The organism is Emticicia agri (assembly GCF_004168285.1).
In the GTDB taxonomy this organism is placed as follows: domain Bacteria; phylum Bacteroidota; class Bacteroidia; order Cytophagales; family Spirosomataceae; genus Emticicia; species Emticicia agri.
This window is the reverse complement of sequence record NZ_SEWF01000032.1, coordinates 44,137-58,713: the sequence shown is the minus strand read 5'-3', so window position 1 is coordinate 58,713 and position 14,577 is coordinate 44,137. Positions and strand designations below refer to the sequence as shown.

The following is a 14,577-nucleotide window of genomic DNA, read 5'->3' as shown; positions in this document are numbered from 1 at the left end:
ATTATCACCACAGGCGGTACGCCAAGTGCACCGACCATTGCAAGCAACAAAACGAGCTTGTGTGGTAATGAAACAGCAACATTGACAGCAACAGGTTGTGGTGGAACTGTGAAATGGAGCAATAATGCCACAGGTACAAGTATCACCGTAGGTACAGCAGGTACTTATACAGCCATTTGTACAACTGCTTGTGGCACAAGTGGTGCATCAAATGCAGTGATTATTACAACAGGTGGTACGCCAAGTGCACCGGTAATCTCTACCAACAAACCAAGTCTGTGTGGTAATGAAACTTCTGAAATTACAGCAACTGGTTGTGGTGGAACAATAACCTGGAGCAATGGCTCAACTGGTACAAGCATTACAGTAGGTACAGCAGGTACATATACAGCAACTTGTACAACGGCTTGTGGAACCAGTGGTGCATCGAATGCAGTAATTATCACCACAGGTGGTAATCCGGCACCTCCAACAGTGGCTTCTGATAAATTAAGCCTATGTGGTAATGAAACAGCAACGTTGACAGCAACGGGTTGTAGCGGAACAGTAACCTGGACAGGTGGCAACACAGGTACAAGTCTTACTGTAAACGCAGCAGGTACATATACAGCAACTTGTACCAACCTTTGCGGTGTGAGTACTGCTTCAACTCCGATAATCATTACAACGGGAGGTACACCAAGTTCACCAACCATTGCAAGCAACAAAACGAGCCTGTGTGGTAATGAAACAGCCACATTGACAGCAACGGGTTGTGGCGGAACTGTGAAATGGAGCAACAATGCAACAGGTACAAGTATCACAGTAGGTACAGCCGGAACTTACAGTGCCATCTGTATAACAGCTTGCGGAACCAGTGGTTCATCAATAGTAATCACTATTACGCAAGGCACTACGCCAACTGCACCAATCATTGCTGCTAACAAAACAAGTATTTGTCCAAGTGAAACAGCAATCCTGACGGCAAGTGCTTGTAACGGAACAATTGTCTGGACAGGCGGTAGCACAGGTACGATGTTAACTGTAAGCACTGCCGGAACTTATGCAGCAACTTGTATGAATGGTTGCGGAACCAGCGGCGCATCTAATAGTATTGTTATCACACCTAAAAATGATTGCGGTACTTGTAATGCAGTAGCTCCGGTAATTTCAGCTAACAAAACAAGTATCTGTAAACCTGAAAACGTAACACTGACAGCTACAGGTTGTAGTACAGGAGTGGTTATTTGGTCAACAGGTCAGACAGGTAGCTCGATAACCGTAAAACCAACAGCTACATCAATTTACACAGCGGTTTGTAAAGAATCGAATTTGTGTAGCAGTTCATTGTCGAATGCAGTACAAGTGAAAGTAACCAATGTTACCTTACCAAGTCTTGTTTGCTTAACCGACTTCGTTTGTGATGGTGAATCAGTAACTATCAAAGCCAGCGGTTGTGAAGGTATCGTAGTATGGTCAACAGGCGCAACAGGTGAAACACTTACACTGGTTCCTGACAGCACGGTTAAATATACTGCTAAATGTAAAGTAGGTGAGTGCGAAAGCGGTGTAACCGAGCCAGTAATGATACCATTCGGAAGTCCGAACAAACCATTCATCCACTGCAAAAAACAAATCTGTCCTGGTGAAAGTACAGTTATCACAGCCACGGGATGTACAGGTTTGATAGTTTGGTCAACAGGCGCAACAGGTGCAGTATTGACAGTAACACCAACGCAGGAATTCACTACCTACTGGGCTAAGTGTAAATCATTGAGTGGTAAGTGCGAAAGTCCACGTTCTAATGAAGTAATCGTTACGGTAGGTAAAGCTGCAACAGCACCAACTGTGATTGCCGAAATCAAGAATGTGTGTCCGTTCAATACAGCAGATTTGAATACAGCAATCCTGACTGACATTACTACAGTAGGAGGTCAATTTGAATTCCATGCTACCAATTCAACATCATCACCATTGATTACGAATCCGGGAGCAGTAGGAGCAGGAACTTACTACGTGTTTGAACGCACATCGGCAGGTTGTTATTCAGCAGGCTCAATCATCAAAGTAGCTATTGATACTTGCGATGGCGGAGTTACCCCTGGCACAACCATCGTAGACCTGGCTGTGAAGAAAACAGCTTCGGCAAATAAAGTAGCGATGGATCAGGAAGTTGAGTACAGAGTATCTGTGAAAAACGTAGGTACCAAGAAAGCAACAGGTATAGAAGTAAGAGACATCTTACCGTATAAACTAAGCTTTGTGTCTGCCAGTTCAAATGCTACTTATGCTAATGGCATTGTTAATCTGAAACTGGATAGCTTATCAGCAGGTGATAGTGTAGCATTTACTTACAAAACAAAAGTGGTAGCAGGTGGTAAGATTGTGAACAAAGCCGAGCTATCTAAAGTAAATGAGATTGATAATACGCCTGGCAACAATGTGAGCGAATACACAATCAATGATCCGGGTAAAGAAGAAACCTTGTTAGGCTTAAGCAAAGTATCTGGCGAACCTCTGTTAGTAAGCGGGAAAACGTATACTATACCATTTACTATCTATGTGAAAAACATGGGTAATGCAGATGTAACAGGTGTGCAGGTAGTTGATGACTTAGAGAAAGCCTTTGGCAGTGGTGCGAAGATTCTGAATGATACTGTGAAGATAGTAGCTGATTCAGGTCTGGTTGTGAATCCTAACTTTACAGGTCGTGGATTGAACAAAAATATGTTGATTGATTCGTTAAGCAGCGTTAAGAAAGGTAAAACTTCAGCATTGAAATTCAATGTGAAAGTTGACTTTAGCAATGCTACGGCAGGCATGTTCTACAACAAAGCAGAATTGAGTGTAGATGGTCAGCCGAAAGAAGAATCAACTGATGGTGTAAATCCTGACCCTGATAATGATGGCGACCCAACCAACAACAATGACCCTACGCCGATTGAAGTAGAAGTGGATATTAATCCGACAGAACCGGCCATTGGTATAGCATTAGCGATAGTAGATTCGACGAAACTGGATGAAACAAGTTATTCAGTAACTTACTTAGCGTTAGTGAAAAATGTTGGAAGTTCTAAATTGACCAATGTACAGGTATCTGATAGTCTGAACAAGACATTCGCTGATAGCGTAAGCTACGTGATGGTAGGTAAACCAACAGTAGGCTTGAACTCAACATTGAAACTGAATCCTAATTTCGATGGTAAAGAAGATGCCAACCTATTGATAGCTGACACCACAAGCCAATTGGCCGTAAGTAAAATGGACTCTATTTTCTATACAGTGAAAGTATTCCACAACGGTCATGAAGGTCCTTATGAAAGCTATGCGCATGCAAAAGCAATAGGCGATGGAAAACTTGTAACAGACAAATCAAATTCAGGTATGGAGGTGAAACCTAATCAGGCATCGCCAACATTATTGAGATTGCCGCTTGATGCAGGTGGGGTTGTGGTAATCCCTGAAGGTTTCTCACCGAACGAAGATGGTGTGAACGACTACTTCAAGGTAACTATTCCTGAGGGTGCCAAAATCACATCAGGTAGTATCTTCAACCGTTGGGGTCATTTAGTCTTCAAGGATAAAGACAATACATTAGCAGGAAAAGGTTGGGACGGAGCATCAAATCAGGGTATCAGATTTGGTAGTGAAGGTTTACCTGACGGAACGTACTTCTATGCAATTGACTACGAGCTTGGAGGTAAAAAAGTACATAAAGTAGGATATATTACCCTTGCAAGATAAACGCTAACCCCCGATTCGATTAAACTGTGCCATCTTTCAAGACGATTCAATTCTAATGAGAGGTGGCACTTTCTTTATCAGGCTAAAAAGTCTGGTTATTATCCTAATGAAAGAGTGTAAACGCTATTGAGAACCTATAACAATTTATTATGAAAAAAATCTACCCCTTTAAAAAGGTAGTAAACCTTTTTATTTTACTTTTTTTATCAGAGTTATCTTTCGGACAACTACCGTCCGGTTTTAATGACCAGCTTTTTTTAGGAGGGTGGAATCAGGTAGTGGGCTTTACCTTCGATGCCAACGGCCGTATGTTTGTGTGGGAAAAAGCCGGAAGAGTTTGGATTGTTGAAAATGGAGTAAAGCAAAGCCAGCCTTTTATTGATATTTCGGCCGAGGTAGGCGACTGGCGGGATTTTGGTATGGTAGGGTTTGCCTTAGACCCCAATTTCATTTCGAACGGAAATGTATATCTACTATATGTAGTTGACAGGCATCATTTATTAAAGTTTGGCACATCGCAGTATAATGCAAATACCAATGAGTATTATAATGCTACTATTGGTCGTATTACACGTTATACAGCCACTGCCAGCTCAAACTTCTCTCAGATTGACTATAATTCAAGAAAAATAATATTAGGAGAAACCAAATCAACAGGTATGCCTGTTCTGCACGAATCTCATGGCGTAGGGCATATTGTTTTTGGTACTGACGGAACACTACTGGCAAGTTTTGGTGATGGTGCCAGTTATGCCTCTGCCGATCAGGGGTCAGCCGGAGAAACCTACTGGCAGACAGCCCTGAACGATGGAATTATTACGCAACAGGAAAACGTAGGGGCTTACAGATGTCAGATGCTTAACTCGCTAAGCGGTAAAATCATCAGAATCGACCCTAATACCGGAGATGGACTTCCCTCAAATCCTTACTGGAACCCAGGTAGCCCTCGTTCGGCACAGTCGAGAGTGTGGGCAATCGGTTTAAGAAACCCTTATCGTTTTACTATAAAAACAGGTACAGGTAGCCCCGACAGAAACGATGGTAACCCGGGTACATTTTTAATAGGCGATGTAGGTTGGAATACCAAAGAAGAATTAAATGTACTCACAACCAAGGGGCAAAATTTTGGCTGGCCTTCTTACGAAGGTATGGATTTACTGGGGGCATATAGTAATACTGCCTATAGACCCTCTAACGCTGACAGACCTAAATTAGACTGGCGTAGCGGAAGTAATGCAAGAGGACTTGTGAATGGAGTAGTGAGTAATGTAGGGAGTAGTTTGCTGACAGGTACTTCTTTTGGCGGAAATGCCTCTACCGGTGGGGTATGGTACACAGGGTCAAGTTTTCCGGCTGAATATAAAGACACTTATTTCCATGCAGATTATGGTGGGGGTTGGATAAGAAATATCAGTTTTGATGATAACCTTAATCCGAAACAAGTGAAGAATTTTGTTCCTGACGGAAGTGGCCCCATTCTTTATGTGGGTCAGCAACCATTTCAGGATGCTATATTATATGTTAAATATCCGGGTGAGATAAGACGTATTACCTATACACAGTCAGGCAATAAGTTTCCGACAGCCATTGTGTCTTTAGATAAAAACTTTGGTGCCTCACCCTTGACCGTTCAATTTAAAGGCGACCAGTCATATGACCCTGAAAATGGTAACCTGACTTACCTATGGGAGTTTGGTGATGGCAGTACCAGTACGGCTGCCAATCCGCAAAAAACATTTACTACTACAGGAAATAATGCGTATAATGTAAAACTGACCGTAACAGATAATGGAGGTGCCAAAAGTTCGGCCTATATGTTAGTTTCACCTAATAATACTCCACCTGTTATTAACTCAAGTACTTTAAGCGAGATTAATACTTTTCAGGTAAGTGGCAAAACCTATCTGACATTGGATTGTTCTGCTTCTGACAATGAGACCTCTCCTTCGCAGTTAAAATATAGCTGGCAGGTAGCCTTATTTCATAATGAACATAATCACCCTGAGCCTCCTATCAATCAGAAAACAATTTCAACCGTTATCTCTCCTGTAGGTTGCGATGGAGCTACCTATTGGTATCGGATTACTCTAATGGTGCAAGATGCACAAGGATTGGAGAGCGTATTAAGTAAAGATATTTATCCTAATTGCGGCGGAGCACAGCAAACGATTACATTTGGTGGGCTTGCCAACAAACTTAATACAGATGTGCCTTTCAGCATCAATGCCGTTTCTTCGTCAAATTTACCTGTTTCTTATTATGTGCTGAGTGGACCTGCTACGGTTATAGGTAACCTGGTTACCTTAAACGGTTTACCGGGCACGGTAACTATTGCAGCTACACAGTCGGGTAATACTAATTTTGCTCCGGCAAGACCAGTCTTTCAGTCCTTCACCGTAAGCAAAAAGACTGATACGCCAACCACCCCTCCGGTACAAAATGGGAATGGAAATGGCCTTGCTGCTACTTATTATGACAATATGGATTTAACAGAGCCTAAGCTGGCTCGTATTGACAATAAAATTGATTTTAGCTGGGCAACGGGTTCTCCTGCATCCAATATTGCCGTAGATACTTATTCTGCCAGATGGATAGGAGAGATATTGCCTAAATACTCAGAAACCTATACCATAAGTGCGTCGGCTGATGACGGAATACGGATATGGATTAATAATCAGTTGGTATTAGACAAATGGGTTGACCAACCGATTACCACCTATAACTTTACTATTGACCTGATAGCCGGGCAGAAAGTGCCAATTAAGATTGAATACTATGAAAACGGGGGCGATGCCGCAGTTAAATTAGAATGGACAAGTGCAAGCCAGGTGAAAGAGGTAATTCCGCAAAGTCAGTTATTTGGTGTTGTAGTACCTGTTAATCCGACTACGCCACCCGATGGCAACGGCAATGGTCTGGCGGCTACTTATTATGATAACGCTAACCTGACTACCCCTAAACTAACCAGAATGGATAGTAAAATTGATTTTAACTGGGGCAATGGTTCACCGGATGTACTTATAGGAAATGATACTTATTCAGTAAGATGGCAAGGACAGATTTTACCTAAATATACAGAAACATATACATTCAGAATTACATCAGACGATGGTGTAAAAGTATGGGTTAACAACCAGTTGAAAGTAAATAAATGGGTAACACAATCTTCTGTAACTAATACTTTTACGATGAATTTAGTGGCCGGGCAGAGAGCATCTATTCTGATAGAATACTATGAGAATACAGGTAATGCTATGGTAAAATTAGAGTGGGAAAGTGCAAGCCAGACCAGAGAAGTAGTACCACAAAGCCAGTTATTTGGTGTAGAGCCTGAACCTGTTGCAGGTACGGGTTTAACAGCCAGTTATTATAATAACAGAGATCTGACAAGCCTGAAACTCACCCGTATAGACAAGACAATCAATTTTAACTGGGGCAATGGGTCTCCGGCATCAAGTATAGCCGCCGATACTTATTCTGCTCGGTGGGAAGGGTTCTTATTGCCACGTACTACACAGGTGTATAATATTATCATGACAGCAGATGATGGGGTAAGGGTATGGATTGATAATCGGTTAATTATCAATAAATGGATTGACCAGTCGCCTACTACACACTCTTATGCTGTTTTGCTATCAGGTGGCGTAAAAGTACCGATTAAGATAGAATATTACGAAAATACAGGCGGAGCAGTAGCCAAATTAGAATGGTCTGGCTCAAATCAGGCACGAGAGGTAATACCCCAGAGCCAGTTATTCCCTAAGATAAATACTTCAGGTATCATTAACGATTCACAGATACCTGAAACAATAGGCAGTTTTATAGTAGGAGAGACTGAAGATAAAGAAGTTCTGCTATTTCCCAATCCGGCTGATGAAAGCATCACCCTGCAATTAAATAAACTGGCAAATAGAACCGTGAAATTACAAATGATTGACGAGAGGGGCAGTCTCATACATCAGGAATCATTCATTAATAAAACCGAACACCATTTATCACTTAAAACGTATAAAAGTGGCGTGTACTTTATTATTCTGGAAGATGAAACCAAAGAGGTTGGTAAATCGGTCAAAAAACTGGTAATACTGCACTAACGTAGAAAAATTATGCTTATATTATTGAATAATTCATAAATTGTGATTCCAAATTGGGTGAAATGTGAATAAAATGTCTTGTTCAAAGGCATGATTTTTGTGGTTGATTACGTTTTATAAGAAAGCAGTACTACCTGGCAATGCTATTGAGAAACCTGATAATTTTTATCTTTCTTGCTACTTCTGCTTTTGTCGTTCATGCTCAAAGCACTTCTAAGGCGCTTCAGAAAGCTGATGCGCAATATGATGCTTTAGCATACGCAAAAGCAATAGAGTTGTATGAAACTGCTTTGAAAAAACCGAAGGGCTTGACTGATGAAGAAACCCTGAAGGCCAAAATACAATTAGCATTAGCCTACCGTCAGGTAAAAGACTTTGTAAATGCCGAAAGGGTTTTCAGAGAAGTACTAAGTGGGAACCCTGTTTTAAAAGGGGAAGATGTAAAAACCTATCGACATTTTGCTCAGGTGCTAACCAGTAACGGGAAATACACAGAAGCTAATCAATACTGGCAGAAATTCAATGAATTACAGGAGCAAGACAAGCGAGGAGAGGAGTTTATCAAACTCAACAGTAATCGTGGCGCATTAGAGCGAAACTCAGGCAGTTACCGGATAGAATATATAGGAATTAATTCGAGCAGTGCCGATTTTAGTCCGATTTATTACAAAAAGGGCCTAGTGTTTGTATCGGGTCGAACAGGCAATGCCACTATCAAACGGGTATTTAACTGGGATGCTTCTTCTTTTCTTGATTTATTTTATCTGGAAGACCTGAAAATACTGGCCAATGAATCAAATGCCTCAGCTATTGGAACAAGTACTTCTTCTACTACAAGAACAACGCCTGCCTCAAAAAAATTAGGTGATGATTATTATACGCAGCCTACCTCTAACGATAGCAAAACAGTAGGGCGCAAAGGCAGTGACTATGTGGCAGGTAGCAAAGACCTGGACTATGAAGAAGAACCCAGTATTCCTACGCAGAAATTCAGCAAAACATTGAATTCAAAATACCATGAGGGGCCGTGTACGTTTTTTCATGATGGTTCAAAAATTGTCTTTACCCGCAATAGTCAGAATGTAAGTGGAGGTATTTTCGGTCAGAAAAAAAATACAGGTATCACCCGATTAAAACTATACATGGCGTTTTATGAAGACAATGAGTGGAAAAAAGTAAAAGAACTGCCGTTTAATAGCAATGATTTTTCTTGTGGACACCCGACTATTACCATTGATGATAAAATTCTGTATTTTGTTTCAGATATGCCCGGTGGCTATGGCGGAACCGATGTCTGGATGACAAGGTATAACAATGGTGAGTGGTCTAAACCTGAAAACTTAGGGGCAAGTGTCAATACAAGAGGTAACGAAATGTTTCCTTTTGTTGACGAAAGAGGAAACTTGTATTTTTCGTCAGACGGCCACCCGGGTTTAGGAGATTTGGATATTTTTTTCATGCCTATGAATACCGCCACAGGTATGCCTTCGGGTAAGGTCAGAAATCTTGGTGCACCGCTCAATTCAAATAAAGATGATTTCGGACTTATTACTGATAGCGACCGTCGGACAGGATTTTTAAGCAGTAACCGTAAAAGAGGCGGTAATGATGATGATATTTATAAGTTTACCCGTTTAGGAACAGTATATGGCTGCAGAGAAGTAGTGGTAAATATATTTGATGCAGAAAGTAAAAAGCCTTTTGACCGTATCAGGTTTGAATACGAAACCAAAGGGGAAGCCAATTCTAAAGAAAGTGCCATTACCAATAATGCAGGTACTATAAATCTATGTCTTGAAGCAGATAATGATTTCAATTTTATTGTCAAGCAGAATGGGTATCAGCAAATAGTTGTTGGTTTTTCAAACAAAGATGCGTCAGATTATGAAGCCTCAAAATTAGATATTTATCTGAAACGTGAAGCGGTACTGGTTGATAATACCAAGAAAAAAGAAGTTGCTTATGCTAATGCCCCTAACGAAATTCTCTTATCGAAAGGAAATAAGAATAATGTATCAACGATTTTCAGAGGAGTAGTAACAGCCGGACGAGACAGCACACCTATTGCAGGCGTACTGATTCGGTTTATTAACCAATGTACCAATCAGGTACAGGAAATGACAACGGGTGCTGATGGGTCTTATGAATTTAAAAGGGATTTGAATTGCGATTACCTGCTGGAAGCCATCAAGGAAAACTTTGGAAGAAGTTTTGAACTGGTTGAAAAAATAGCAGAGAAAAGAAGTATCACCAATATCTTTAAAAAGAAAACCACAAAAGCTAACGTAGGCTCTTTGTTTGATACAAAACTCTATAAAGTCGGCGATGTGGTACAGTTAGATAATATCTATTACGATTCTGAAAGCTACAAAATAAGGGGAGAGTCGGTAAGAGAACTGGAGAAACTGGTGCAAACCATGCAGAAAAATCCCAATATGATTATTGAAATACGCTCTCATACTGATACACGAGGCAACGCACAGGATAATCTGTCATTATCGCAGTTACGGGCAAATGAAGTAGTAAACTTTCTGGCAAAGAAAGGAATAGCTAAAGCCAGAATGAAAGGCGTAGGTATGGGAGAAAAAGAACCCGTAAATGGTTGTGGTGATGGCGTACAATGCACAGAAGCCGAACATCAAAGAAACCGCCGTACCGAATTCAAGATTCTTTCTATTGAGCGTAAATAGCTCTAACTAAAATCTTCATCATTATTAATCTGCTTTTAAAATTTACAGTCTGTCTGTTCAGAACAGCTAATGAATACATTACCTTTGCTCTGTAAAGCAAATCTATATGCTTTATAGATAGACAGATATGAAGAATTTCAATAAAGAAACCCATTTACAGAAGAGCACCAATAAACCCGCAGAAACCAGATTTGAGGTAAAAGAAGAAACAGAGTTATTGTTATTTCTGCTTAAATCTATCAATAAAAGCCGGAACGACGTAAAAGCATTGCTAAGAGATAGACATATTATAGTTGAAGGAAAGGCTGTTACCCAGTTTAACCATATTCTCAAACCTGGGCAGGTAGTAGAAGTACACTGGAAGAAAAGCCCTGAAGAACAGAAACAAAAGGGGCTGACAATTGTTTTTAAAGACCAGTATCTGCTTGTTATTGAAAAGCAGGAGGGAGTACTATCAATAGCTACCGAGAAACAAAAAGATAATAATGCTTATAGTACTTTAAGTGCCTACGTAAAAAAACAGAATCCGGCTAACAGGATATTTGTGGTACATAGGCTTGACAGAGAGACTTCGGGGCTAATGATATTTGCCAGAAGTGAAAAAGTACAGAAACTTTTACAGGAATCCTGGAATGATACCATTGAGCAGAGAATCTATCTGGCAATAACCGAGGGTTCTGTAGAAAAAGATAAGGGAACAATAGTTTCTTACCTGGTCGAAAACAAGGCTCTGATAGTTTATTCAAGCCAGAACCCTGCTATTGGGCAAAAGGCCGTTACCCATTTTGAGGTTTTAAGGCGAAGCAACCGGTATTCTTTAGTAAAGTTTAACCTCGAAACAGGTCGTAAAAACCAGATACGGGTACATGCCAAAGATATGAAACACCCCATTGTAGGAGATGCCAAATATGGAGCCACAGGCAACCCGATTAATCGTTTGGGATTACACGCCTGGGTGTTATCATTTAAACATCCGGTTACGAAAGAAGACCTGTTTTTTGAAACAGAAGTACCTGCGAAGTTTATGAAATTATTTGACTGAGCAGTGAAAAATCATTCTATTTCTTCAAGAAGAGAACTGAACTGTACAACTTTTCCTCTGAAAAGCATATTATGTCTGTCTAAAATGGGTTCTTTGTGCGTAAGTTCAAACCTGAGGAAATCTTCCATAGTCTTGAAAAAAAACTGAAAAGAATAAGTATTACCCCCATTTTCTACCTCGGTCAACAACTTTAATAGAGAAGACTTATAGGGTAATTTTGTTTGCATCACAGCAGGTACAAAATTGGCTTTCATCCATTTAAGCCATTGGGGATGAATATTTGTTTCAACGTTGAAAGTGATATTGAAAAGGAACATTAAGTCTGATTTTAAAATAAAAGATTTGCAAATTTCGCAAAGAAATTTGGTCTTATTCTTACCGAGTTTGATTTTTCTTTGCGTTCTTTGTACTTGGAGTATGTTTTAAAACTATGGTTCGTTCTGCAAAGGTATCTACAAAGCGTCTGTGCAGTCAGAATATTTAAACTTTGAATCTACTCTTAAAACCTTCATTAACTGATTTTTATTTCTATCATATTCTTTTAAAAAATGTTTAAAAAGTATATCCCTACCATTCTTGCAATAGTTGGTTTTGTTGTGATTAGTTTTTTATATGCTTCTCCGCTCTTGCAAGGAAAACGACTTGGATTGCACGATATTCAGATGGCCTCTGCTGCTGCAAAAGAATTAAACGATTTTCATAAACAGACAGGTGATTGGGGTTGGTGGACAAACTCTATGTTTAGCGGTATGCCCAGCTATATGATTGTTGGCGGCTATCCTAATAGTTGGTCAAGTTGGTTAGGGGCTACATTGTTGGGGGCTTTTCCGGTACCTGCCAATGTATTGATTGCATTAATGTTGGGCTTTTATGTATTAATGCGGGTATTGAACGTAAACAGATGGGTTAGTTTTTTTGGTTCTGTGGCCTATGCGTTTGGTTCATATGGTTTTCTTTTTCTTGAAGCAGGACATATTTCAAAAATCATTGCTTTGGCTTTTGCTCCTGGAGTATTGGCCGGATTTATTGCAGTTTTCAGAGGAAGGTATTGGATAGGTATTGCCCTTACAACCCTGTTTATGGGGTTAGAGATTTATGCTAATCACCCTCAGATAACCTATTACTTGTTCTTCCTGTTAGGGTTTTATACTATTTTCGAAAGTTACCTTCATGTAAAAAAGAGTAATTTTTCAGGATTATTAAAAGCGTATGCTATCATTCTTGTTTGTATAGCAGTAGGCGTAGGAACACGTGGAATGTATCTGTGGAATACATTAGTTTATACCAAAGAAACCACACGTGGCAAATCTGAATTAACTTTAGGAAACATTAATCGTTCGGCTGACGGATTAGACAGAGACTATGCTTTTGGACAAAATTATGCTTTTGGTAAAATAGAAACATTAAGCCTGTTAGCACCCAATTTTTTGGGTGGGTCTTCTAATGGTAATCTTGGTAAAAGTTCAGAAACGTATAAAATGATGGTGGGTAAAGGCATAGACGAAGGTACGGCACTCAACTTCAGCTCTAATCTACCCTTATACTTTGGCCCGCAAGGCTATACATCAGGGGCTAATTATTCAGGTATTATCGTTCTGTTTTTCTTCCTTTTGTCATTATTTATCGTCAAAGACGGGCTTAAATATGTCGTACTGGCCACATCAGTTATCTACCTTTTTATAGCCTGGGGAAGCTATTTCAGCGGGTTTAATTATTTTATGTTCGATTACTTCCCTTATTTCAATAAGTTCAGAGATAGCAAGATGATTCTGACACTGCTACACCTGTGTCTGGTTTTGGGAGCCATGTTAGGTATTAAACAGATTGTTGATAATAACCTTGCTTTCAAAGATTTGAAAAAACCTTTGATGTATACATTAGGAGGATTATTAGGTATAATGGTTATCGGTTATTTTATGCTTGATTTCCGCTCGCCGAATGATGACGGTTTTGTGAAGAATATCGCACAGGCCAACGGGCAGGAGTTTGCCAATTCATTACTGGCCTCGATTATAGCTGACCGTCAGTCGGCAGTGATGAGTGATATTCTGCGCTCGCTGTTTTTATTGGCAGCAGCAGCAGGTTTAGTCTGGGCTTTTAGTACGCAGAAAATCAAAACCAATATATTTGTAATTGTATTAGGTATATTAACAATTATGGATTTGATTCTGGTTGACAAACGCTATGTAAACAATGCCGATTTCCAACCAAAATCTTCCATTGTAAGTCAATCTTATACACCATCACCTGCTGATGAGCAGATTTTGCAGGACACAGACCCTGATTTCAGAGTAGTTGATTTAGCCACAGAACAGGGATTCTGGTCAGATGCCAAAATCTCTTATTTCCATAAATCGATAGGGGGGTATCATGGTGCTAAACTGAAACGTATGCAGGAGCTATACGAGAATGCTATGGTAAAAGACGGGAAACTGAATGTGCCGATTTTGAATATGCTTAATACGAAGTATTTCATAACACCCGGCCAAAATGGAGAGCCTATGGCCCAGAGAAACCCTGATGCTTTAGGGAATGCCTGGTTTGTGAATGAAATAAAAGTAGTAAAAAATGCCGATGAAGAACTTAAATCGGTAGGTAACTTTAATCCTCGTACCATAGCTTTTGTTGACCAGCGTTATAACAGCTATCTGAATGGAAAATCTTTGCAACAAGATACCACAGCTACTATTAAACTGACAGAATATAAACCAAATGCCTTGACTTATGAGTCAAATTCGGCATCAAATCAGGTGGCTGTTTTCTCAGAAGTATATTATAGAGGTAATGAAGACTGGAAGTCTTATGTAGATGGACAGGAAACGCCGCATTTCAGAGCTAATTATGTACTGCGGGCAATGGTTGTTCCGGCAGGAAAACATAAAATTGAATTCAAGTTTCAACCAAAATCGGTAGTAGTCGGAACAAAAATTGATTTATTTTCATCAATTGTTTTTGTATTATTAATTGTTGGAGGTCTGGTAATGGAGTTCAGAAAAAATAATGCAGAAAACAAACCAAAGGCTTGATT

At 39.9% G+C, this 14,577-nt stretch carries 6 protein-coding genes; 5 read left to right on the top strand and 1 reads right to left on the bottom strand.

Going from position 1 to position 14,577, the window contains the following annotated elements; genetic code table 11:
• The 4 genes from EWM59_RS19050 to EWM59_RS19035 all read left to right on the top strand — a co-directional run.
• Positions 1–3,723 (top strand): T9SS type B sorting domain-containing protein (locus EWM59_RS19050; protein ID WP_130022849.1); only part of this gene is annotated, 3,723 nt, incomplete at its 5' end.
• A 149-nt stretch (positions 3,724–3,872) separates the two neighbouring features.
• Positions 3,873–7,817: a PA14 domain-containing protein gene (locus EWM59_RS19045; protein ID WP_130022848.1), complete on the top strand. Its 3,945-nt coding sequence runs from the start codon at positions 3,873–3,875 to the stop codon at positions 7,815–7,817.
• Positions 7,818–7,963: 146 nt separating this feature from the next.
• Positions 7,964–10,507, top strand: a complete 2,544-nt coding sequence (locus EWM59_RS19040; protein WP_165372229.1) for an OmpA family protein — start codon at positions 7,964–7,966, stop codon at positions 10,505–10,507.
• Between the two features lie 127 nt (positions 10,508–10,634).
• Entirely contained in the window at positions 10,635–11,549 is a 915-nt protein-coding gene (locus EWM59_RS19035; protein WP_130022846.1) for an RluA family pseudouridine synthase, read from the top strand.
• An 11-nt stretch (positions 11,550–11,560) separates the two neighbouring features.
• Here EWM59_RS19035 and EWM59_RS19030 read toward each other — a convergent pair whose 3' ends face one another.
• Entirely contained in the window at positions 11,561–11,866 is a 306-nt protein-coding gene (locus tag EWM59_RS19030) for a DUF4286 family protein (RefSeq protein ID WP_130022845.1), read from the bottom strand.
• Between the two features lie 231 nt (positions 11,867–12,097).
• On the opposite strand from EWM59_RS19030, the gene EWM59_RS19025 reads away from it, so the two are divergent.
• Positions 12,098–14,575, top strand: a complete 2,478-nt coding sequence (locus EWM59_RS19025; protein WP_130022844.1) for a YfhO family protein — start codon at positions 12,098–12,100, stop codon at positions 14,573–14,575.
• Positions 14,576–14,577: the final 2 nt, after the last annotated feature.